The 22,844-nt window shown below is 61.0% G+C and carries 24 protein-coding genes; 1 reads left to right on the plus strand and 23 read right to left on the minus strand.

The window, feature by feature from the left end; all coding sequences use genetic code 11:
* The first annotated feature begins 8 nt into the window (after positions 1-8).
* The gene (gene acuI, locus PCLY_RS08160; protein WP_061238792.1) at positions 9-992 is read left to right on the plus strand and encodes an acrylyl-CoA reductase (NADPH); all 984 of its coding nucleotides are present in this window, start codon (positions 9-11) and stop codon (positions 990-992) included.
* 108 nt (positions 993-1,100) lie between these two features.
* Here the strand turns inward: acuI and glmS are convergent, their stop codons facing one another.
* The 23 genes from glmS to rpmH form a co-directional block, all read right to left on the minus strand.
* Entirely contained in the window at positions 1,101-2,951 is a 1,851-nt protein-coding gene (gene glmS, locus PCLY_RS08165; protein ID WP_061238793.1) for a glutamine--fructose-6-phosphate transaminase (isomerizing), read from the minus strand.
* Between the two features lie 10 nt (positions 2,952-2,961).
* The gene (locus tag PCLY_RS08170) at positions 2,962-3,732 is read right to left on the minus strand and encodes a DeoR/GlpR family DNA-binding transcription regulator (protein ID WP_061238794.1); all 771 of its coding nucleotides are present in this window, start codon (positions 3,730-3,732) and stop codon (positions 2,962-2,964) included.
* Positions 3,733-3,805: 73 nt separating this feature from the next.
* Positions 3,806-4,417, minus strand: coding sequence for a LysE family transporter (locus tag PCLY_RS08175; RefSeq protein WP_061238795.1), 612 nt, complete (start codon positions 4,415-4,417; stop codon positions 3,806-3,808).
* 68 nt (positions 4,418-4,485) lie between these two features.
* Positions 4,486-4,998, minus strand: coding sequence for a M23 family metallopeptidase (locus tag PCLY_RS08180; protein ID WP_061238796.1), 513 nt, complete (start codon positions 4,996-4,998; stop codon positions 4,486-4,488).
* Between the two features lie 14 nt (positions 4,999-5,012).
* Positions 5,013-6,374 carry a bifunctional UDP-N-acetylglucosamine diphosphorylase/glucosamine-1-phosphate N-acetyltransferase GlmU gene (gene glmU, locus PCLY_RS08185; RefSeq protein ID WP_061238797.1) on the minus strand — a complete coding sequence of 454 codons (1,362 nt, stop codon included), beginning with the start codon at positions 6,372-6,374 and terminating at the stop codon, positions 5,013-5,015.
* A 113-nt stretch (positions 6,375-6,487) separates the two neighbouring features.
* Positions 6,488-6,913 (minus strand): F0F1 ATP synthase subunit epsilon, encoded by a 426-nt coding sequence (locus tag PCLY_RS08190; protein WP_037000971.1) that lies wholly within the window; start codon positions 6,911-6,913, stop codon positions 6,488-6,490.
* Positions 6,914-6,993: 80 nt separating this feature from the next.
* Positions 6,994-8,370 carry a F0F1 ATP synthase subunit beta gene (atpD, locus tag PCLY_RS08195; RefSeq protein WP_061238798.1) on the minus strand — a complete coding sequence of 459 codons (1,377 nt, stop codon included), beginning with the start codon at positions 8,368-8,370 and terminating at the stop codon, positions 6,994-6,996.
* Between the two features lie 49 nt (positions 8,371-8,419).
* Positions 8,420-9,280, minus strand: a complete 861-nt coding sequence (atpG, locus tag PCLY_RS08200; RefSeq protein ID WP_061238799.1) for a F0F1 ATP synthase subunit gamma — start codon at positions 9,278-9,280, stop codon at positions 8,420-8,422.
* 50 nt (positions 9,281-9,330) lie between these two features.
* Positions 9,331-10,875, minus strand: coding sequence for a F0F1 ATP synthase subunit alpha (gene atpA, locus PCLY_RS08205; RefSeq protein WP_037000975.1), 1,545 nt, complete (start codon positions 10,873-10,875; stop codon positions 9,331-9,333).
* A 21-nt stretch (positions 10,876-10,896) separates the two neighbouring features.
* On the minus strand, positions 10,897-11,433 hold the full coding sequence (locus PCLY_RS08210; protein WP_037000976.1) for a F0F1 ATP synthase subunit delta: 537 nt from the start codon (positions 11,431-11,433) through the stop codon (positions 10,897-10,899).
* A 14-nt stretch (positions 11,434-11,447) separates the two neighbouring features.
* Entirely contained in the window at positions 11,448-11,918 is a 471-nt protein-coding gene (locus tag PCLY_RS08215) for a F0F1 ATP synthase subunit B (protein WP_061238800.1), read from the minus strand.
* A 56-nt stretch (positions 11,919-11,974) separates the two neighbouring features.
* Positions 11,975-12,232 (minus strand): F0F1 ATP synthase subunit C, encoded by a 258-nt coding sequence (atpE, locus tag PCLY_RS08220; RefSeq protein WP_003097235.1) that lies wholly within the window; start codon positions 12,230-12,232, stop codon positions 11,975-11,977.
* Between the two features lie 134 nt (positions 12,233-12,366).
* A complete protein-coding gene (atpB, locus tag PCLY_RS08225) occupies positions 12,367-13,233 on the minus strand; it encodes a F0F1 ATP synthase subunit A (RefSeq protein ID WP_061238801.1) in 867 nt (288 codons plus the stop codon).
* Positions 13,234-13,250: 17 nt separating this feature from the next.
* A complete protein-coding gene (locus tag PCLY_RS08230; RefSeq protein WP_061238802.1) occupies positions 13,251-13,655 on the minus strand; it encodes a F0F1 ATP synthase subunit I in 405 nt (134 codons plus the stop codon).
* A 159-nt stretch (positions 13,656-13,814) separates the two neighbouring features.
* Positions 13,815-14,684, minus strand: a complete 870-nt coding sequence (locus tag PCLY_RS08235; RefSeq protein ID WP_061238803.1) for a ParB/RepB/Spo0J family partition protein — start codon at positions 14,682-14,684, stop codon at positions 13,815-13,817.
* Positions 14,685-14,695: 11 nt separating this feature from the next.
* On the minus strand, positions 14,696-15,484 hold the full coding sequence (locus tag PCLY_RS08240; RefSeq protein WP_061238804.1) for a ParA family protein: 789 nt from the start codon (positions 15,482-15,484) through the stop codon (positions 14,696-14,698).
* An 11-nt stretch (positions 15,485-15,495) separates the two neighbouring features.
* The gene (gene rsmG, locus PCLY_RS08245) at positions 15,496-16,143 is read right to left on the minus strand and encodes a 16S rRNA (guanine(527)-N(7))-methyltransferase RsmG (protein ID WP_197432166.1); all 648 of its coding nucleotides are present in this window, start codon (positions 16,141-16,143) and stop codon (positions 15,496-15,498) included.
* Entirely contained in the window at positions 16,140-18,032 is a 1,893-nt protein-coding gene (gene mnmG, locus PCLY_RS08250) for a tRNA uridine-5-carboxymethylaminomethyl(34) synthesis enzyme MnmG (protein WP_061238806.1), read from the minus strand. Before mnmG ends, rsmG begins: the two co-directional genes overlap by 4 nt.
* Before the next feature lie 819 nt (positions 18,033-18,851).
* Entirely contained in the window at positions 18,852-20,219 is a 1,368-nt protein-coding gene (gene mnmE / locus PCLY_RS08255) for a tRNA uridine-5-carboxymethylaminomethyl(34) synthesis GTPase MnmE (RefSeq protein ID WP_061238807.1), read from the minus strand.
* Positions 20,220-20,298: 79 nt separating this feature from the next.
* The gene (yidC, locus tag PCLY_RS08260; RefSeq protein WP_061238808.1) at positions 20,299-22,044 is read right to left on the minus strand and encodes a membrane protein insertase YidC; all 1,746 of its coding nucleotides are present in this window, start codon (positions 22,042-22,044) and stop codon (positions 20,299-20,301) included.
* A 2-nt stretch (positions 22,045-22,046) separates the two neighbouring features.
* Positions 22,047-22,292 carry a membrane protein insertion efficiency factor YidD gene (gene yidD, locus PCLY_RS08265; protein WP_061238809.1) on the minus strand — a complete coding sequence of 82 codons (246 nt, stop codon included), beginning with the start codon at positions 22,290-22,292 and terminating at the stop codon, positions 22,047-22,049.
* Complete coding sequence (rnpA, locus tag PCLY_RS08270; RefSeq protein ID WP_061238810.1) at positions 22,285-22,689, minus strand: ribonuclease P protein component; 405 nt, start codon at positions 22,687-22,689, stop codon at positions 22,285-22,287. The genes yidD and rnpA overlap by 8 nt, the downstream gene beginning before the upstream one ends.
* A 13-nt stretch (positions 22,690-22,702) precedes the next feature.
* Positions 22,703-22,837 carry a 50S ribosomal protein L34 gene (gene rpmH / locus PCLY_RS08275; RefSeq protein WP_003246698.1) on the minus strand — a complete coding sequence of 45 codons (135 nt, stop codon included), beginning with the start codon at positions 22,835-22,837 and terminating at the stop codon, positions 22,703-22,705.
* Positions 22,838-22,844: the final 7 nt, after the last annotated feature.

Here is a 22,844-nt window from a genome sequence, read left to right on the forward strand (position 1 = left end):
GAGAGACCATGTTCAAGGCATTACTCATCGAAAAAAATGACGACCGTTACCAGACCCGTCTGACCGAGCTGGATGACTCGCAACTGCCGGAAGGCGACGTCACCGTGCGCGTCGAGTGCAGCACGCTCAACTACAAGGACGGTCTCGCCATCAGCGGCCGCAGCCCGGTAGTGCGCCGCTTTCCCATGGTTCCGGGCATTGATCTGGCCGGCGTCGTCGAAGCCAGCGATCATGCCCAGTACAAGGTTGGCGACCGGGTATTGCTCAATGGCTGGGGCGTAGGCGAGAAGCACTGGGGTGGTTTGGCCCAGAAGGCCAGACTGAAAGGCGACTGGCTGATCCCCCTGCCCGATCAACTGAGCGCACGCCAGGCCATGGCCATCGGCACGGCCGGTTATACCGCCATGCTTAGCCTGATCGCCCTAGAACGTCACGGCTTGTCACCCGAAAGTGGCGAAGTGCTGGTCACTGGCGCCAATGGCGGGGTCGGCAGCTTTGCCATCGCATTGCTGGCCAAACTGGGCTACTCGGTAACCGCCTCGACTGGCCGCCCGGCGGAGGCTGATTACCTGAAACGCCTGGGCGCAAAGACGATCATCGACCGGGCCGAGCTAAGCAACCCTGGACGCCCTCTGGCCGCCGAACGCTGGGCAGCGGCAATCGACTCGGTGGGCAGTCACACCCTGGCCAACGTCTGCGCCAGCACCCATGCCGACGGCGCCGTTGCAGCCTGCGGCCTGGCCCAGGGCATGGACTTCCCGGCCACTGTCGCCCCGTTCATCCTGCGCGGCGTCAGTTTGCTGGGGATAAACAGCGTGACCCGCCCTTACGCGGAACGGGTAACGGCCTGGCAACGTCTGGCCTCGGAGCTGGACCTGGCGCTACTGGATGAAATGACCCGGGAAATTGCCCTCAGCGAGGCCATCGGCGCTGCCAATGACCTGCTGGACGGCAAGGTGCGAGGACGGATCGTGGTGGACGTCAATCGATAAACCAAGGCTGCCGCTGCCGGGAAGACCGCCAGCCCTCACATGGCTGTCTCCCATCAGCGGCCCCGGGTATCGACCGAGACCTCAACGCACCTGCCTTAGCCCGCTGCCTTATTCGACCGTGACACTTTTCGCGAGATTACGCGGCTGGTCGACGTCAGTGCCCTTGAGCACAGCGACGTAGTACGACAGCAGTTGCAGCGGCACGGTGTAAAGGATCGGCGCAAGCAGGTCGTGGATGTGCGGCATGGCCACCACATGGGTGCCTTCGCCATTGCGCATGCCTGCCTGCTGGTCAGCGAAGACGATCAGCTCACCGCCACGGGCGCGCACTTCCTGTAGGTTGGACTTGAGCTTTTCCAGCAGCTCGTTGTTCGGCGCCACGGTGACCACCGGCATGTCGGCGTCGACCAGGGCCAGCGGGCCATGTTTGAGCTCGCCTGCCGGGTAGGCCTCGGCATGGATGTAGGAAATTTCCTTGAGCTTGAGCGCCCCCTCCATGGCCACCGGGTATTGCGCGCCACGGCCGAGGAACAGGCTGTGGTGCTTCTCGGCGAACAATTCGGAGATCTTCTCCACAGTCTTGTCCATGGCCAGCGCTTCGCCCAGGCGGGTCGGCAGGCGGCGCAGCTCGTCGACCAGTTGCACTTCCAGTGCCTTGTCCAGAGAACCATGCACCTGGCCGAGAGCCAGGGTCAGCAGCATCAGACCGACCAACTGGGTGGTGAAGGCCTTGGTCGAAGCCACGCCGATTTCCGGACCGGCCTGGGTCAGCAGACACAGGTCGGATTCGCGCACCAGCGAGCTGGTGCCGACGTTGCAGATCACCAGGCTGGCCAGGTAGCCGCCCTGCCCCGGCGCCTTCTCCTTGGCATTGCGCAGCGCGGCCAGGGTGTCGGCGGTTTCGCCGGACTGCGAGACGCTGACGAACAGGGTGTCCGGCTGCACCACCACCTTGCGATAGCGGAACTCGCTGGCCACTTCGACCTGGCAGGGAATACCGGCCAGCTCTTCCAGCCAGTAACGGGCGACCATGCCGGCGTGGTAGCTGGTGCCGCAGGCGACGATCTGTATGTTCTTCACCTTGGCGAACAGTTCGGCGGCCTGCGGGCCAAAGGCCTGCACCAGCACGTGATCACTACCCAGACGGCCTTCCAGGGTGCGCTGTACGACCTTGGGCTGCTCGTGGATTTCCTTGAGCATGAAGTGGCGGTACTCGCCCTTGTCGGCGGCCTCGGCACCTTCGTGGTACTGCACGGCTTCACGCTGCACCGATTGGCCGGCCGCGTCCCAGATCTGCACGCCGTCACGACGAATTTCGGCGATATCGCCTTCTTCCAGGTACATGAAACGGTCGGTGACCTGACGCAGGGCGAGCTGGTCGGAGGCGAGGAAGTTCTCACCGAGCCCCAAACCGATCACCAGCGGGCTGCCACTGCGGGCGGCCAGCAGGCGATCCGGCTGCTTGGCGCTGATCACGGCCAGGCCGTAGGCACCGTGGAGTTCCGGGATGGCAGCCTTGAGCGCGGCGCTAAGATCACCGAACTGCTGCAGCTTGTGCTCGAGCAGGTGGACGATGGTTTCAGTGTCGGTATCGGAGCTGAAGACGTAGCCCAGGCCCTTGAGACGCTCACGCAGTTCTTCGTGGTTCTCGATGATGCCGTTGTGCACCACGGCCAGTTCCTGCCCGGAGAAGTGCGGGTGCGCATTGCGTTCGCTCGGCGCGCCGTGGGTGGCCCAGCGGGTGTGGGCGATGCCCAGACGGCCGGCCAACGGTTCGGCTTGCAGGGCGGCCTGCAGCTCGCTGACCTTGCCGACGCGGCGGCGCCGATCCAGCGCGCCCTGCTCGGTCAGCAGCGCCACACCGGCGCTGTCGTAGCCGCGGTACTCCAGGCGCTTGAGGCCTTCGACCAGTACCGGGGTGATGTTGCGTTCAGCGATGGCGCCTACGATTCCACACATGTCTAAGTCCTCAGTCTTGCTGCGGCGCGATGATCAGCTGGATGCCACGCGCGCTCAGGTGTTCACGGGCCTCGCTGGCGAGGCGCTCGTCGGTGATCAGGGTATGGACGCTGCCCCAGGGCAGTTCCAGGTTGGGAATACGGCGGCCGATCTTGTCGCTCTCGACCATCACGATGACTTCGCGGGCAACTTCCGCCATCACTCGCGACAGACCAAGCAGCTCGTTGAAAGTGGTGGTGCCACGCTCCAGGTCGATGCCATCGGCACCGATGAACAGTTGATCGAAGTCGTAGGAACGCAGTACCTGCTCGGCCACCTGGCCCTGGAAGGATTCCGAGTGCGGATCCCAGGTGCCGCCGGTCATCAACAGCACCGGCTCATGCTCGATATCGCGCAGCGCATTGGCCACATTGAGCGAGTTGGTCATCACCACCAGACCAGGCTTGTAGCCAAGCTGCGGAATCATCGCCGCCGTAGTGGTGCCGCTGTCGATGATGATCCGCGCGTGCTCGCGGATGCGCGCTACACCGGCGCGGGCGATGGCCTGCTTGTAGGGGGAGATGGGCTGAGTCGGCTCGCTGATCAGCTCTTGCGGCACCGGCACCGCACCGCCATAACGGCGCAGCAGCAGGCCGTTCTTTTCCAGGGCGGCGAGGTCCTTGCGAATGGTCACTTCGCTGGTGGCGAAGTGCTGCGCCAAGGCATCCACGGACACTTCGCCCTGCTCGGCGAGCAAGGCGAGGATGGTGTGGCGACGCTGCGGCGTATTGCGCTTCGACATGCTTAAGTTTCGATTCGAAAGATAATGGCGCGAATCAAAACATATGATCGAAACGCCCGCAAGCGTCCGCTGATCAGTTCAGCGTCAGTTTGACCCCGAAACCAACCAGGCAAAGCCCGCCCAGTTTCTCCAGAACTCGCGCGATACGTGGGTTGGCGCGCATGCGCTCGGCGAGAAAGTGAGTCAGCAGCACGATCAGCAGCCCATAGAGGAAGGTCAGCGCCATGATGGTCACGGCCATGAAAGCGAAAGTAATCAGGCCCTGATGCCGCTGCGGATCGATGAACAGCGGGAAGAAGGCCATGTAGAAGATGATGGCCTTGGGATTGAAAACGGTGATCACCAGGGTTTGCCACAGGTAACGGCGCGGCTTGATTTCCAGCGTCGGTGCCGCACCGGGCTTGGCCAGGATCATGCGCAGGCCGAGGTAGACCAAGTAGGCCGCACCGAGCCACTGCACCAGATGGAAGGCGGCCGGGTAGGCCTTGAGCAGCGCGGCGACACCGGCCACTGCCAGCCACAGCAGTACCTGGTCGCCAAAGATGATGCCGAAGGTCGAGGCCAGTCCACCGCGAATGCCGCCCTTGCCGGTGGACAGAATCAACGCCAGGTTACCTGGCCCGGGAATGGCCAGCAGGATGATGAAGGCCACCACGAAGGCGGCGTAATCCGTCACACCGAACATGCATAAACTCCGTACTGGGTAAGTTATCCACAACCCCGTGGTATCACCGCCCTGCTCAGCTCGCAGCGCTATTGACGGGCAGGCAGAATCGAGTTGGGATCAAGGTAGAACATCTTCTTCCAGCCCTGAGTCGAGTCGTCCGCACGCCAGGGCAACGGTAGCAGGCTGACGATCGAGTAGTGCAAATGTGCCGGTTTCCCGCGCGCGTTGCCCGTGTCTCCAACTGAACCGAGCCGGCTACCGGTCAACAGCAGCTGGCCTGGGTAGACATCGATGGTGTGCAAGTGGGCGTAGTAGTGAAGACGCCACTTCGGGCCCAGCACCAGGACGACCTTGCCACCTTGCTGGATTTCGCCACGAAACAGCACCACGCCATAGCTGGTAGAGCGCACAGGTGTACCCAGCTTGGCGAAGATATCGATCCCCTTGTGCACGCCGGAACGGCCCCAGGGTTCGAACCAGAAGGTTTGCGGATTCCAGTCTCGCTTGCTCGCACCGTCGACCGGAATGCGCGGCCATTCCGGTAGCACCGCCCAGATCAGCAGCAACAGGAGCAGGATCCAGCGTTTACGTAGTGGCATCCTTGCCGGCTCCTTCAGACCTTCTTGGTCGGGCGCTTCCAGCCTTCGATATTGCGCTGCTTGGCGCGACCGACTGCCAGCGTGTCCGCCGGTACATCGCTGGTCACTACCGAGCCCGCGCCTGTGGTCACACGGTCGCCCAGGTTCACTGGCGCGACCAGTGCACTGTTGGAGCCGATGAACACATCCTCGCCCATCACCGTACGGAATTTGTTGGCGCCATCGTAGTTACAGGTAATGGTGCCGGCACCGATGTTGGTACGGGCACCGATCTCGGCATCGCCCAGGTAGCTCAGGTGGCCGGCCTTGGCGCCTTCGCCCAGCACGGCGTTCTTCAGTTCGACGAAGTTACCCACATGAGCCTTGGCACCCAGTTTGGTCCCCGGACGCAGGCGGGCGAACGGGCCGCAATCGGCGCCCTCGCCCATCTCGGCGCCATCCAGATGGCTGTTGGCCTTGACGATGGCGCCCTTGCGCAGCACTGAGTCCTTGATCACGCAGTTGGGGCCGATCTGCACATCATCCTCGATGACCACACGGCCTTCGAGGATCACGTTGATATCGATGGTCACGTCGCGGCCCACACTGACCTCGCCGCGCACATCGAAGCGCGCAGGATCGATCAGGGTCACGCCCTGGGCCATCAGTTGGCGCCCAGCACGGTATTGATAGTGACGCTCGAGCTGCGCCAGCTGGATGCGATCATTGGCACCCAGCACTTCCATCTCGTCGCTCGCGCGTTCAGTGGCCACCACCAGGCCGTCGGCCACCGCCATGGCGATCACATCGGTCAGGTAGTACTCGCCCTGCGCGTTACTGTTGGACAGACGCCCCAGCCAGTCGGCCAGGCGCTTGCCCGGTACGGCGAGGATGCCAGTGTTGCCTTCGCCGATCTGCCGCTGCGCTGCGCTGGCGTCCTTGTGCTCGACGATGGCCTGCACCACGCCCTGCTCGTCACGCACGATGCGGCCGTAGCCGGCGGGGTCGGCCAGCTCGACGGTGAGCAGGCCCAGTTGGTTGTCGTTGACCAGCCCCAGCAGGCGCTGCAGGGTCGCCGGCTCGATCAGCGGCACGTCGCCGTAGAGGATCAGCACGGTATCAGCGCTGAGCTGCGGCAAGGCCTGGGCCACGGCGTGACCGGTACCCAGCTGTTCGGCCTGGATGACGAAGTTCAGATCAGTGGCTGCCAGGCGCTCGCGCACCTTGTCGGCGCCATGCCCGATCACCACCTGGATGCTGCTCGGCTGCAGGCTGCGCGCAGTGTCGATGACGTGGCCGAGCATGGGCTTGTCGGCGACCGGATGCAGCACCTTGGGCAGAGCGGAACGCATGCGGGTGCCTTGCCCAGCAGCGAGGATGACGATATCGAGCGACATGAACGGCGATTCCTTGGCAGCCTCCGGCACAGGGCGCCGGAGTACGAAACGGCAGAAATGAAAAAGGGTAGCCTAGGCTACCCTTTCTCGAACAACGGTTGAAGCCGGCGAGATTAACCGCCGAACTTCTTGCGCAGCTGCTGGACGGTACGCAGCTGGGCTGCGACTTCGGCCAGGTGAGCGGCGGCGGAACTGTAGTTGAACTCAGAACCCTGCTCGCTCAGCGCTTTCTCGGCGGCCTTGAGGGCCTCCTGAGCAGCAGCTTCGTCGATGTCGGCGGCGCGTTGCACGGTGTCGGCGAGAACCTTGACCATGTTCGGCTGCACTTCGAGGAAACCACCGGAGATGTAGAACACCTCGGCTTCGCCACCCTGCTTGATCAGGCGGATCGGACCCGGTTTCAGGTCAGTGATCAGCGGCGCGTGGCCCGGAGCGATACCTAGATCACCCAGGTTGCCGTGCGCAATCACCATCTCGACCAGGCCGGAGAAGATCTCCGCTTCCGCGCTGACGATATCGCAATGGACTGTCATAGCCATACGCTTGCCTCAGGTTACAGATTGTGGATAACCGAAGTTACCCACAACTCTGATGCGCCCGTTGCCAGGCGCATGGGTGATTACAGTTTCTTCGCTTTCTCGATGGCTTCTTCGATACCGCCAACCATGTAGAACGCTTGTTCCGGCAGGTGGTCGTAGTCGCCTTTGAGGATGCCGCTAAAGCCAGCGATGGTGTCTTTCAGGGACACGTACTTGCCTGGCGAGCCGGTGAAGACCTCGGCCACGAAGAACGGCTGGGACAGGAAGCGCTGAATCTTACGAGCACGGGATACCAGCTGCTTGTCGGATTCGGACAGCTCGTCCATACCCAGGATCGCGATGATGTCCTTCAGCTCCTTGTAGCGCTGCAGAACATACTGAACGCCACGAGCGGTCTCGTAGTGTTCGTTGCCGATGACGTTCGGATCCAGCTGACGGCTGGTGGAGTCCAGCGGGTCAACGGCCGGGTAGATACCCAGGGAAGCGATGTCACGGCTCAGTACGACGGTGGCGTCCAAGTGGGCGAAGGTGGTCGCCGGGCTCGGGTCGGTCAGGTCGTCCGCAGGTACGTATACGGCCTGGATCGAGGTGATCGAGCCTTTCTTGGTGGAGGTGATGCGCTCTTGCAGAACGCCCATCTCTTCGGCCAGGGTCGGCTGATAACCTACTGCCGAAGGCATACGGCCCAGCAGTGCGGATACTTCGGTACCGGCGAGGGTGTAACGGTAGATGTTGTCGACGAACAACAGAACGTCACGACCTTCGTCACGGAACTTCTCGGCCATGGTCAGGCCAGTCAGTGCTACGCGCAGACGGTTGCCTGGTGGCTCGTTCATCTGACCGTAGACCAGGGCTACCTTGTCGAGAACGTTGGAATCCTTCATCTCGTGGTAGAAGTCGTTACCCTCACGAGTACGCTCACCCACACCCGCGAACACGGAATAACCGCTGTGCTCGATGGCGATGTTACGGATCAGTTCCATCATGTTTACGGTCTTGCCGACACCGGCACCACCGAACAGACCGACTTTACCGCCCTTGGCGAACGGGCAGACCAGGTCGATAACCTTGATGCCGGTTTCCAGCAGGTCGTTGCCGCCGGCTTGCTCGGCATAGCTCGGCGCAGCGCGGTGGATTTCCCACTTTTCTTCTTCGCCGATCGGGCCGGCTTCGTCGATGGGGTTGCCCAGTACGTCCATGATACGGCCCAGGGTTTTCACCCCGACCGGTACCTGGATGCCTGCGCCAGTGCTGTCGACGTCCAGGCCACGCTTGAGGCCTTCGGTCGAACCCATCGCAATGGTACGTACCACACCGTCGCCCAGCTGTTGCTGAACTTCCAGAGTGGTTTCGGCGCCGACTACTTTCAGCGCGTCATAAACACTCGGCACCTTGTCACGCGGGAATTCCACGTCGATGACGGCGCCGATGATTTGAACGATACGTCCGCTACTCATCTTTGGTTCCTCTGACTTTTTTCAACCGTTCTAACAGTTGAACCGTTCTTTAAACCGCGGCAGCGCCGCCGACGATTTCCGAAATTTCCTGGGTGATCGCTGCCTGACGCGCCTTGTTGTAAATCAGCTGCAGGTCTTTGATGAGATCGCCAGCGTTGTCGGTGGCGTTCTTCATCGCAATCATCCGCGCAGCTTGTTCAGCCGCGTTGTTCTCGACCACCGCCTGGTACACCTGGGATTCGACATAGCGAACCATCAGGCCGTCGAGCAGCTCTTTGGCATCGGGCTCGTACAGATAGTCCCAGTGATGCTTGAGCTGTTGATCCGGATCGGCCACCAGCGGAACCAACTGCTCCACTGTAGGCTTCTGCGTCATGGTATTGATGAACTTGTTCGAGACCACGGACAGACGGTCGATGCGACCTTCGAGGTAGGCGTCGAGCATGACCTTGACACTACCGATCAGGTCATTGATCGACGGCTCTTCGCCGAGGTGGCTGATCGCAGCGACGACATTGCCACCAAAGTTGCGGAAGAATGCCGCGCCTTTGGAGCCAATCACGCAGAGATCGATCTCCACGCCTTGCTCGCGATCTTTCGCCATGTCCTTGACCAGGGCCTTGAACAGGTTGGTATTCAAACCACCGCACAGACCACGGTCACTGCTCACCACTACATAACCGGCACGCTTTACTTCGCGCTCGATCATGAAGGGATGGCGGTATTCCGGGTTGGCGTTGGCCAGATGACCAATTACCTGGCGGATACGCTCCGCGTAGGGACGGCTAGCTGCCATGCGCTGTTGAGCCTTGCGCATTTTGCTGACCGCCACTTTTTCCATGGCGCTGGTGATCTTCTGCGTGCTTTTGATGCTCGCAATCTTGCTGCGAATCTCTTTTGCGCCTGCCATTTCACACCTATCGGGTTAGCAGGCGGGCGTCTCGCGACGCCCGCTGCGGCTTACCAGGTTTGGGTGGCTTTGAACTTCTCGATACCGGCTTTGATGGCGGCGTCGATTTCGTCGTTGAAGTCACCTTTGACGTTGATCTTGGCCATCAGATCGGCCAGGTCACGGTTGAAGTAGCTCAGCAGAGCTGCTTCGAAGGCGCCAACCTTGTTCACTTCCACGTCGGTCAGGAAGCCGCGCTCGGCAGCGTACAGGGACACGGACATGTCGGCGATCGACATGGGCGCGTACTGCTTCTGCTTCATCAGTTCGGTAACACGTTGACCGTGCTCGAGCTGCTTGCGGGTGGCTTCGTCCAGGTCAGAGGCGAACTGGGCGAATGCTGCCAGTTCACGGTACTGAGCCAGAGCGGTACGGATACCACCGGAGAGCTTCTTGATGATCTTGGTCTGAGCTGCGCCACCCACACGAGATACCGAGATACCGGCGTTGACGGCCGGACGGATACCCGAGTTGAACATGGCCGATTCCAGGAAGATCTGACCGTCGGTGATCGAGATCACGTTGGTCGGAACGAACGCGGAAACGTCGCCAGCCTGGGTTTCGATGATCGGCAGAGCGGTCAGCGAACCGGTCTTGCCAGTCACGGCGCCATTGGTGAACTTCTCGACGTACTCTTCGGAAACGCGGGAAGCGCGCTCCAGCAGACGGCTGTGGAGATAGAACACGTCGCCCGGGTAGGCCTCACGGCCTGGCGGACGGCGCAGCAGCAGGGAGATCTGACGGTAAGCCACGGCCTGCTTGGACAGGTCGTCGTACACGATCAGGGCGTCTTCACCGCGGTCGCGGAAGTATTCGCCCATGGTGCAACCGGCGTACGGAGCCAGGAACTGCAGTGCGGCAGATTCCGAAGCCGAGGCGGCAACAACGATGGTGTTGGCCAGGGCGCCGGATTCTTCCAGCTTGCGTACCACGTTGGCGATGGTCGATTGCTTCTGACCGATGGCAACGTAGACGCAGAAGATACCGCTGTTCTTCTGGTTGATGATGGCGTCGACTGCCAGGGCAGTCTTACCGATCTGACGGTCACCGATGATCAGCTCACGCTGGCCACGGCCTACCGGGATCATGGCATCGACCGACTTGTAACCGGTTTGCACCGGCTGGTCGACCGACTTACGCCAGATCACGCCCGGTGCCACTTTCTCGACAGCGTCGGTAGCGGCGGCGTTGATCGGGCCTTTGCCATCGATCGGGTTACCCAGGGCGTCGACGACGCGGCCCAGCAGTTCCGGACCAACCGGAACTTCCAGGATGCGGCCGGTGCACTTGGCGCTCATGCCTTCTGCAAGGCTGGTGTAAGCACCCAGTACTACAGCACCTACGGAGTCTTGCTCCAGGTTCAGCGCCATACCGTAGACGCCGTCCGGGAACTCGATCATCTCGCCGTACATGACGTCGGCCAGACCATAGATGCGCACGATGCCGTCGGAAACGGAGACGATGGTGCCTTCGTTGCGGGCTTGGGAGGCGACGTCGAGTTTCTCGATGCGCCCCTTGATGATTTCACTAATTTCGGAAGGATTGAGTTGCTGCATAGCTCTGCTGCCCCTTCAAACTCAAGATTTCAATGCTTCGGCCAGCTTCGCGAGTTTGCCGCGAACTGAGCCATCGATAACCAGGTCGCCGGCGCGAATCAGTACACCACCAATTAAGGTGGCATCTTCCGCGGCGTGCAGACGCACTTCTCGGCCGAGCCGTGCACTGAGAACCTTGGCGAGTTTGTCTTGCTGTTCATCGCTCAATGCGAAGGCACTTGTTACATCCACGTCGATCGACTTCTCCTGCTCGGCCTTGTACAGCTCGAACTGGGCGAAGATGTCCGGCAACAGGGCCAGACGGTCGTTCTCGGCGAGAACGTGGATGAAGTTCTGTGCCTGGGCGTCGAACTTGTCACCACACACCTCGATGAAGGTGGTGGCCTTTTCTGTACTCGTCAGACGCGGGGCCTTGAGCACGCGCTGCATGGTGTCGTCGATAGACACCGCCGCAGCCAGGCCGAGCATGGCTGACCAATTGGCCAGTTGCTGGTGGGCCTGGGCGTGCTCGAAGGCAGCCTTAGCGTAAGGTCGGGCCAGCGTGGTCAGTTCTGCCATGATCGCGCCCTCGCTTAAATTTCGGCTGCCAGTTTGTTAACCAGCTCCGCATGCGCGTTTTGGTCGATGGATGCGCCCAGGATCTTCTCCGCACCGCTGACTGCCAGGCCACCCACTTGGGCGCGCAGGGCGTCTTTGATGCCGTTGATTTCCTGTTCGATCTCGGCCTGAGCCTGAGCCTTGACACGTTCAGCTTCGCCACGGGCCTGATCACGGGCTTCGTCGACGATCTGAGTTGCACGTTTCTTGGCTTGCTCGATGATTTCGGCGGCCTGACCTTTGGCTTCGCGCAGTTGCTGGGCCACTTTTTCGTGGGCCAGCTCCAGATCACGAGCCGCGCGGTTGGCAGCGTCCAAGCCGTCTGCGATCTTCTTCTGACGTTCCTGCAAAGCAGTAATGACCGGAGGCCATACGTACTTCATGCAGAACAACACGAAGATGAAGAAGGCAACGGACTGGCCAATCAGGGTTGCATTAATGTTCACGCCAACACCTCGCTCGTTCGTTGTCCGTCACACCAATTCACTCGAAAAGGAGTGAATTAGCCTGCGATTTGACCAACGAAGGGGTTCGCGAAGGTGAAGAACAGAGCAATACCAACACCGATCATGGTCACGGCGTCCAGCAGACCGGCGACGATGAACATTTTGACTTGCAGCATCGGGACCATTTCCGGCTGACGCGCAGCGCCTTCCAGGAACTTGCCACCCAGCAGACCGAAACCGATGGCGGTACCCAGGGCACCCAGGCCGATCAGCAGTGCAACGGCGATAGCGGTCAAACCAACTACAGTTTCCATTTTTCCTCCCGACATACAGTCGTATTGGTTAAGGTTTTTGTTGAAGCGGTAAAGCGAAATCGTTTTTTACTGCGTCCCCATGACAGGGGTTGTCCCGGTGGCGTCACGAGTGACGCCACGGAACGTCATGCGCCTTAGTGGTTATCTTCATGCGCCATCGACAGGTAGACGATGGTCAGCATCATGAAGATGAACGCCTGCAGCACGATGATCAGGATGTGGAAGATGGCCCAGGCCAACTGCAGCACACCGCCCAGACCGCCCAGCAGCATGCCGCCGCTGTACATGATGGCGATCAGGATGAAGATCAGTTCACCGGCATACAGGTTGCCGAACAGTCGCAGCGCCAGGGAAACCGGCTTGGCGATCAGGGTGACGAATTCGAGCAGGAAGTTCACCGGGACCAACAGGATCTTCAGGGCGATATTCTTGCTGCTGAACGGATGCATGGTCAGCTCACCGAGGAAACCGCCGACACCCTTGACCTTGATGCTATAGAACAGGATCAGGCCGAATACCGACAGGGCCAGGCCCAGAGTGGCGTTCGGGTCGGTGGTCGGAACCACGCGGAAGTACAGGTGCGGATCCCCAACGATGGTCGCGGCCAGCATCGGCAGCCAGTCAACCGGGATCAGGTCCATGAAGTTCATCAAGAAGACCCAGACGAAGATCGTCAGAGCCAGCGGGGCGATCAGCGGGTTACGGCCGTGGAAGGTGTCCTTCACGCTGCCGTCGACGAACTCGACCAGCACTTCGACGAAGTTCTGCAAACCGCCAGGCTGGTCGGACGTCGCTTTGCGCGCTGCCAGACGGAACAGAAGAATGAAGATCAGGCCAAGAACCACCGACACCGCCAGGGTGTCTACGTGGAAGGCCCAGAAGCCCATTTCTTTGGCTTCCTGTGCGGTGTGGGCGAAACTCCAACCATTCACCGGATGCTGACCATAGGTCAGGTTCGTCAGGTGGTGCTGGATGTAACCCGAAGCGGTATCTGCTGCCATTATTTGCCCCGAACGCTTTAAGGTCTTGAGAATTTAGTTATTAGCAGCGGAGCGAACCAGCTGACCATCAGGGTCAGCAGGTAGACACCGAACAGCATCGGTGCCTCCAGCGGTTTCACACCCGCAAACGCTAGTGCAAAGAGCACGAACGTCAAAATCAGTTTTCCTGCCTCGCCCGCATAAAAAGAACGGACGATTTCCTGCGCTGCCCGCGCTCCACTGAATCGGAACGCCTTGTGGGCGAAATACAGATTCGGCAGCCAGGCGATCACTCCACCCAACAAGGCCGAATATCCGGCGACGTTACCGCGCCATTGCCAGCCCACCGCAGCGGCCAGCAGCAGGACGATGAGTTGAGCCACCAGAACCGGAAAAACCGGTAGACGATGGAAGGGCAAGCGCTTCGGCATGCGGCGTTCCATCAACTGATGTCCTCGACTATCGAACGCTTTAACTCAATGAATTGGCATAAAAAGTGCCAACAAAATTGCGCGCAGAGTATAGGGGGCCTATCCCCCCCATTCAACTGCCGGGTAGTGATTTCCGACCGTGCGCTACACGGTCAGATGTGGCGAATTGTTTCAGCGGATATGGGCGAGCACACCCTGCAGTTCGTCGAGAGAGTTGTAGCGGATAACCAACTGGCCCTTGCCCTTGGCCCCGTGCTTTATCTGCACTGGCGAGCCCAGACGCTCTGCCAGGCGCTGTTCGAGGCGACTGATGTCAGGGTCGGCCTTGGCTTTGGTCGGTGCTGGTTTGGCCGACAGCCACTGGCGAACCAGGGCTTCGGTCTGGCGAACGGTGAGGCCACGTGCGACAACGTGTCGCGCAGCTTCCACCTGCTGTTCGAGGGGCAAACCGAGCAATGCACGGGCATGGCCCATTTCCAGGTCGCCATGGGAAAGCAGCGTCTTGATCTCTTCCGGCAGGGCAATCAGGCGCAGCAGGTTGGTGATGGTCACGCGCGACTTGCCAACGGCATCGGCGACCTGCTGCTGGGTCAGTTCGAACTCCTGCTGCAGCCGCTGCAGGGCCACGGCTTCCTCGATCGGATTGAGGTCTTCACGCTGGATGTTCTCGATCAACGCCATGGCGATGGCCGCTTCGTCCGGCAGATCGCGCACCATGGCCGGGATCTTGTCCTGACCGGCCAGCTGGCTGGCACGCCAGCGGCGCTCGCCGGCAACGATCTCGTAACGACCCTCGCCAATCGGGCGCAGCACGATGGGTTGCATCACGCCCTGGGCACGGATCGAGGCGGCGAGTTCTTCCAGCGCGGTCTGATCCATGTCGCGACGCGGCTGATACTTGCCACGCTGGATCAGCTCCAGGGGCACGTATTGCAGTTCGCGCGTGTCGACCTGGGCAGCCTCTTCCTGCAGTGCGCTGACGGTGTTGCCACCGAGCAGTGCGTCCAGACCTCGACCCAGACCTCGTTTCTTCGCAGCCATGCGGATGTTCCTTAAGCGGTAGCGGTTTTCGCGGCGGCACGCTGACGGCGCACCAGCTCGCCGGCCAAGGCCAGGTAGGCAATGGCACCACGGGATTGTTTGTCGTAGACCAGCGCCGGCATGCCGAAGCTCGGTGCCTCGGCCAGGCGTACGTTGCGCGGGATAACGGCGTCGTACAGCTTGTCGCCGAAGTGCTGCTTGAGCTGAGCACTGACATCGTTGGTCAGGCTGATGCGCGGGTCGTACATGGTGCGCAGCAGACCTTCGATCTGCAGCTTGGGATTGAGCAACTGGGTGATGCGCTGAATGCTGTTGACCAGGTCGCTCAGTCCTTCGAGCGCGTAGTACTCGCACTGCATGGGGATGATCACGCCATCGGCAGCGACCAGAGCATTGACGGTCAGCATGCTCAGCGAAGGCGGGCAGTCGATGAGGATGTAGTCGTAGTTCTCGCGGATCGGCGCCAGGGCATAGCGCAGGCGACTCTCCTTCATCTTCATTTCCAGCAGGGCCACTTCCGCTGCGGTCAGGTCGCGGTTGGCCGGCAGCAGCTGATAGCCGCCATGCTCGGAAAACTGCATGGCCTGGCTCAGGTCACACTCGCCGATCAGGACGTCGTAGATCGAGTGTTCGAGGCCGTGCTTGTCGACACCGCTGCCCATGGTGGCATTGCCCTGCGGGTCGAGGTCGATCAGGAGCACGCGGCGCTTGGTCGCCACCAGAGAAGCAGCCAGGTTGATACACGTCGTGGTTTTGCCCACGCCGCCTTTCTGATTGGCGATCGCGAATACCTTGGCCATCTTCTTTCCCCTTAGACCGAGCGACGCAGTATCAACAGATGGCGCTGGCCTTGGCAACCGGGAACCCGCAGCACATGTGTGGCACTGAGACTGAAGTCAGCCGGCAACGCCTGCAGCTCGTCATCCGGGTGCACGCCTTTCATCGCCAGCCAGTGAGTGTTGCCGTCGCCGAGATGGCGCGTCCAGTTGCTGAAGTCTTCCAGGCTGCTGAAAGCCCGCGAGCTGATGCCGTCGAAGGGGCGCTCAGGTCGGTACGCTTCGACCCGGCTGTGGACAACCTCGAGATTGGCGAGTTTCAGCTCCAGCTTCACCTGGACCAGAAAACGGGTCTTCTTGCCGTTGGAGTCGAGCAGGGTGAACTGCCGCTCGGGAAACATGATCGCCAGCGGCACACCAGGCATGCCGCCGCCACTGCCGACATCCAGCCAGTTATCCCCACGCTCGGCCACGAAGGGCACCACCGACAGGCTGTCGAGCAAATGGCGCGACACCATTTCGTCGGGGTCACGCACGGCGGTGAGGTTGTAGGCCTTGTTCCACTTGATCAACAGGCCCAGGTAGGCGAGCAGTTGTTCCTGCTGCTGGGCACTGAGTTCGATACCGAGCTCGCGGGCACCCTGGAGCAGTTCTTCGGCGTGACGCTGAGTGACCGACATCAGGCGCTCTGCTCCAGCTTCTGGCCGGCACTGCGCTTTTTCAGGTGAATCAGCAACAGCGAGATGGCCGCCGGCGTGACGCCAGGAATGCGCCCGGCCTGGCCGAGCGTGGCCGGACGGGTGTTGCCCAGCTTGAACTGGATCTCCTTGGACAAGCCGGAAATGCCGCTGTAATCCAGATCATCCGGCAGCTTGGTGTCCTCGCTGGCACGCAGCTTGGCGATCTCTTCCTGCTGGCGGTCGATGTAGCCGGCGTACTTGGTCTTGATCTCGACCTGCTCGGCCACCTGGTTATCCACAGCCGGGGATTCGGTCACTTCAGCCAAGGTGGCGTAATCGATCTCCGGGCGAGCCAGCAGGTTGAGCAGGTTGTACTCGTGAGCCAGCGGCGTGCCGAAGCGGGTGGCGATGGCATCGCCCTGCGGCGTGCCCGGGCGCACCCAGGTGCTTTTCAGGCGCTGCTCTTCCTGCACGATGCCCTCGCGCTTGGCCTCGAAGGAAGCCCAGCGCTGGTCATCGATCAGACCCAGCTCGCGGCCTTTCTCGGTCAGGCGCAGGTCGGCGTTGTCCTCACGCAGAATCAACCGGTATTCGGCACGCGAGGTGAACATGCGGTACGGCTCCTGAGTGCCCAGGGTGATCAGGTCGTCGACCAGAACGCCGATGTAGGCCTCGTCGCGGCGCGGGCACCAGGCTTCTTTGCCCTGCGCGCGCAGGGCCGCGTTGCAACCGGCCAGCAGGCCCTGGGCGCCGGCCTCTTCGTAGCCGGTGGTGCCGTTGATCTGACCAGCGAAAAACAGCCCGCCGATGACCTTGGTCTCGAGGCTGTACTTGAGGTCACGCGGGTCGAAGTAGTCATATTCGATGGCATAGCCAGGACGCATGATGTGGGCGTTTTCCATGCCACGAATACTGCGCACCACCTGCAGCTGCACGTCGAACGGCAGCGAGGTGGAGATGCCATTGGGATACAGCTCATGGGTGGTCAGGCCTTCCGGCTCGATGAACACCTGATGGCTGTCCTTGTCGGCGAAGCGGTGGATCTTGTCTTCGATCGACGGGCAATAACGCGGGCCGATCCCTTCGATCATTCCCGAATACATCGGCGAGCGGTCGAGGTTCGCCGCGATGATTTCGTGGGTACGCGCGTTTGTGTGAGTGATCCAGCAGCTGATCTGCTGCGGCTGATGCTCACGCTTGCCAAGGAAGGACATCAGCGGCGTAGGGGTATCGCCGGGTTGCTCAGTCATCACCGAGAAATCCACGGAGCGGCCATCGATACGCGGTGGGGTGCCGGTTTTCAGACGACCGACGCGCAGCGGCAGCTCACGCAGGCGATGAGCCAGTGCGATCGAAGGAGGGTCACCGGCACGACCACCGGAGTAGTTCTGCATGCCGATGTGGATAAGTCCGCCAAGGAAGGTGCCTGTGGTCAACACCACGGAGTCCGCATGGAATCTGAGGCCCATCTGGGTGACCACGCCTTTGACCTCGGCGTTTTCCACAATCAGGTCATCGGCAGCCTGTTGAAAAATCCACAGGTTGGTCTGGTTTTCCAGAATCTCGCGTACCGCAGCCTTGTACAGAATGCGATCAGCCTGAGCACGCGTTGCACGAACGGCTGGCCCTTTACGGCTGTTGAGGATGCGGAACTGGATGCCCCCTTTGTCGGTGGCGATGGCCATGGCGCCGCCAAGGGCATCGATTTCCTTGACCAGGTGGCTCTTGCCGATCCCACCGATGGCCGGGTTGCAGCTCATCTGGCCAAGGGTCTCGACATTGTGGGTGAGCAGCAGGGTCTTCACGCCCATGCGTGCTGCAGCCAGGGCTGCTTCGGTACCGGCATGACCGCCACCGATCACGATCACGTCAAAACGGGAAGGGAAATCCACCACGCACCTCGTGCCTGTTGAGAAAGGGGGTTTTCAGAAAGGCGGCAAGTATAGGGACTTCAGCCTCTTGAATGAAGCCTTCTGCACAAAAAATAGCCAACCGGCAGGTGATCTGCATTCCACCGAGCGCCTTTACCTGACGACCTGTTTGCCAATGCGCGATACGTTCAGGCTTATAAAGAATAGAAAGAGAGAATGTTTATAAAGCTTGTTCTTTATGTTTATGTATGGTGCAGCACTTTTCTGTGGATAAAGCTCTGCAGGCCTCGCAGTATCTAATGTACAGCGAATGATAAGCCTGTGTTGATCCTGCTCGGTTCCATTGAGAAAGCTGCTGAACCCCTGTGGATGGAAGTACCAGTTACCCACAGGGGCATTTACGCCCAGCTTTGTCATAGGGTTATGGGCAGGGTTTATGGGCGGTTTTCCACAGGGTTTATCCTGGCCTGAATAACTCTGAAAATAGTTTCCAGGCATGCATTTATTGCTGATCAGAGTTGGCTCGAATGCCATCCATGGAATGGTTGGGGAGTTTGCGGATTGTAGGAGGCGAGCATCTGCCAGGCGCATTTTCCGGGCAGATCCATTAGAGAGCTGGCTGTGGACTTCTGAATGAACAGCCTGCGAGGGCTTGCTGACGGCACGCAGCTATCCGCATGGCCAGGAAGTGAACGGCAGGAGGGGTCGAGCAGGGATCGATAATGGGCTGGTGCCACAGGCCATACAGCTGTGGATAAAAGTGCAAGGCAGCCGGCAGCCATGTATGCCAGGCGCGAATCGGCTAAGCACAGGGGCCAGTCGAGCTTTAGCCCACGACCTTCATTTACCGATGCAGAAGCTGGAGAAGATCCGGCCCAACAGGTCATCGCTGCTAAAGGCACCGGTAATCTCGCCCAGGGCCTGTTGAGCCATGCGCAGGTCCTCGGCCAGCAGTTCACCGGCGCCCATCAGGGTGAGCTGGTTGCGGCCGTGCTGGAGGTATTGCTCGGCCTGGTGCAAGGCTTCCAGGTGGCGGCGGCGGGCGCTGAAGCCACTTTCTGCGGTCTGTTGATAACCCATGCAGGCTTTCAGGTGATCGCGCAGCAGTTCCAGACCCTCGGCGGATTTGGCGGACAAGCTCAAGGTGACGTGGCCATCGGCGCTGGTTTCCAGCGCGACCGCCTCACCGGACAGGTCGGCCTTGTTGCGGATCAGCGTCACTCGCGCCGGATCCGGCCGCTGTTCGAGGAACTCCGGCCATAAGGCAAACGGGTCGGCCGCCTCCGGGGCGGTGGAGTCGACCACCAGCAGCACCCGATCGGCCTCGCCGATGGCCTTGAGCGCACGCTCCACACCGATGCGTTCCACTTGGTCGTCGGTATCGCGCAAGCCGGCGGTGTCGACCACGTGCAGGGGCATGCCGTCGATGTGGATATGTTCGCGCAGCACGTCGCGCGTGGTGCCGGCGATATCGGTGACGATGGCCGCTTCACGGCCAGCCAGGGCATTGAGCAGACTGGACTTGCCGGCATTGGGCCGCCCAGCGATGACCACGGTCATCCCGTCGCGTAGCAGAGCCCCTTGTCCCGCCTCGCGCAGCACTGTGGATAAGTCGGCGCGAACGATGTCGAGCTGGCTCAGTACGTGGCCATCGGCGAGAAAGTCGATTTCTTCCTCGGGAAAATCGATGGCGGCCTCGACGTAGATACGCAGTTTGATCAGCGACTCGGTCAGCGCATGCACGCGCTTGGAGAATTCACCTTGCAACGAACGCAGCGCATTGCGCGCCGCCTGCTCGGAGCTGGCTTCGATCAGGTCGGCGATGGCTTCGGCCTGGGCCAGGTCGAGCTTGTCGTTGAGGAAGGCACGTTCGCTGAACTCACCGGGCCGGGCCAGACGCGCGCCCAGTTCGAGGCAGCGGCGCAGCAGCAGGTCGAGTACCACCGGGCCGCCGTGGCCTTGCAGCTCGAGCACGTCTTCGCCGGTGAAGGAGTTCGGGCCAGGGAAATAGATGGCCAGGCCTTCGTCCAGGGTCAGTTGTTGATCAGCGTAGAACGGCCCGTGATGGGCGAAACGCGGTTTCAGCTCACGCCGGCAGATGGCCTGAGCCAGCTGCCCAGCCAGTGGGCCGGACACACGCACGATTCCCACGCCGCCACGACCCTGGGCAGTGGCGACGGCGGCTATAGTGTCTCGGGCGTGGTTCATCGCATTCACTCGCTGTGTGGCGGATAGCAAAACGCCCCAATCATGGGGCGTTTGCTTGGTGCTTGGAAGCTTTGGCGAATCAGGCGCTGGCCGGTTTCGTCGCGGCTTGGATCTTGCGCGTAATGTACCACTGCTGGGCGATGGACAGGCAGTTGTTGACCACCCAGTACAGCACCAGACCTGCAGGGAACCACAGGAAGAAGAATGTGAAGATGATCGGCATCAGCTTCAGCACGCGGGCCTGCATCGGGTCCGGCGGCGTCGGGTTGAGCTGCTGCTGGATGAACATGGTCGCGCCCATGATGATCGGCAGGATGAAGAACGGATCCTTGATCGACAGGTCGGTGATCCAGAACATCCACGGGGCCTGACGCATTTCCACCGATTCCAGCAGCACCCAGTACAGGGCGAGGAACACCGGCATCTGCACCAGGATCGGCAGGCAGCCGCCCAGCGGGTTGATCTTCTCTTTCTTGTACAGCTCCATCATCGCCTGGGACATCTTCTGGCGATCGTCACCGTGCTGCTCTTTCAGTGCCTGCAGTTTCGGCGATACGGCACGCATGCGCGCCATCGAACGGTAGCTTGCGGCGGACAGCGGGAAGAAGATCAGCTTGATGATGATGGTCAGGACGATGATCGACCAACCCCAGTTGCCGAGCACGCCGTGGATGACTTCCAGCAGCCAGAAGATCGGCTGTGCCAGGAACCACAGGAAGCCATAGTCGACGGTCAGCTCCAGGCCGGGCGAGAGGGTACCGAGGTATTCCTGCAGCTTGGGACCGGCATAGAGCACAGCGCCGGTCTCACCTTGAGCGCCTGCCGGAACCTGCAAGGCCGAGCTGGTGAAACCAACGATGTAGTTACCCTGGCTGTCCTTGCGAGTCTGAATCTGGTTGGTGCTGTCCTTGGACGGTACCCAGGCGGTGACGAAGTAGTGTTGCAGCCAGGCGACCCAGCCACCTTCCACGGTTTCCTTGAAGCTGTGCTTGTCGATGTCTTTCATCGACAGCTTCTTGTACGGCTCGTCCGGCGTCCAGACGGCGGCACCCAGATAGGTGGCGGTGCCGGTGGCGGTGGTGGAGGACGGGTCACCGCTGTTGTCGCGCTTGAGCTGGGCGAACAGATTGCCGCTCCAGGCCTGGTCACTCTTGTTATCGACCAGATAACGCACGTCGACCTGATAGGCCGCCGGATCGATGCAGCCAGGCTTCTTCAGCTGTTGCTCACGCGCCGAGCATTGCGGGTTGAGACCACGCTTGAAGCTGTAGCGCTTGATGTAGTTGACGCCGTTCTCGCTGTAGGTGAGGTCGACCACCAGGCTGTCCTGGCCTTCGGCCATTTCGTAGCTCTGCTTCTCGCTGGACCACAGGGCACGGCCGCTGGATTTGTCCGGGGCGTTCTGGCCGATCAGACCACTTTGCGCCAGGTAGGTACGCTCGTTGCCGTTGTCGAACAGCTGGAAAGGTACGTCAGGGCGGTCCTGGCGACGCGGATACTGCGGCAGGCGCAGTTGCACGACATCACCACCACGCGGGTCGATGGCCAGATCGAGCACATCGGTCTTGACGCGGATCAGCTCATCGCTGGCTGCAGCGCTCGGTGCGACAGCGGCTGCAGTGGGCTCTGCCACGGCGGTCGGAATGTCGTCGCTAGCAGCGCTTGCAGTTGCAGCAGGTGTATCGGGCAGGGCAGGCGTCGCAGCGGTCGAGGTACTAACCTCGGCTGGCAGGGCAGCCTGGCCATAGTCCTCGTTCCATTGCAGGACCATGAGGTAGGACACGACTGCCAGGGCGACGATCAGGATCGAACGTTGGATATCCATGATTATTCGGCCATCGAAGGGGAACGGGATGTTTTAACGGGTGGAACCGGATCGAATCCGCCGGCATTCCAGGGGTGGCAGCGGCCCAGACGGCGCGCTGTCAGCCAGCCACCGCGCAGGAAGCCATGTTGCTCGATGGCTTCGTAGGCATAGCAGGAACAGCTGGGGTAGAAGCGACAGTGACTGGCCATCAGCGGGCTGATGGCGTAGCGATAAACCTGGATACAGGCTAGAGCCGCTTTACGCATGGGGATTGTCGCTTGTCCCGGAGGGTGAGTCTGCGTTGCGACTGGGCCGGCTTCGGGCCAAGCGTTTCCAGAGCTTGCCGAACTGCTGAGCAAGTTCGTCATTCTCCAGATCACCTAGCCCTCTGCGGGCGACCACCACGATGTCCCAGCCTGTCAGGTTGTCCTGATTCAGGCGAAAGGACTCGCGGATTTGACGCTTGATGCGGTTGCGCTCGACGGCGAGCTTGACGCTCTTTTTGCCGATCACCAGACCTAGGCGGGGATGATCAAGCTGGTTATCGCGCGCTAGCAGCAGGACACTTTTGCCCGGAGCTTTGCCGCTTGGGGAGTCGAAGACTGCCTTGAATTGCCGGGGAGTCAGCAGTCGCTTTTCCCGGTCGAAGCCTCGACTCACCACCTGTCTGGATGAATTAGACAGTCAGACGCTTGCGGCCCTTGGCGCGACGACGCGACAGGACGGCACGACCGTTCTTGGTGGCCATACGGGCACGGAAACCGTGGGTGCGAGCGCGCTTGATGGTGCTGGGTTGGAAAGTGCGTTTCATGGTGCGT

This window comes from Ectopseudomonas composti (genome assembly GCF_001567565.1).
GTDB lineage: Bacteria > Pseudomonadota > Gammaproteobacteria > Pseudomonadales > Pseudomonadaceae > Aquipseudomonas > Aquipseudomonas composti_A.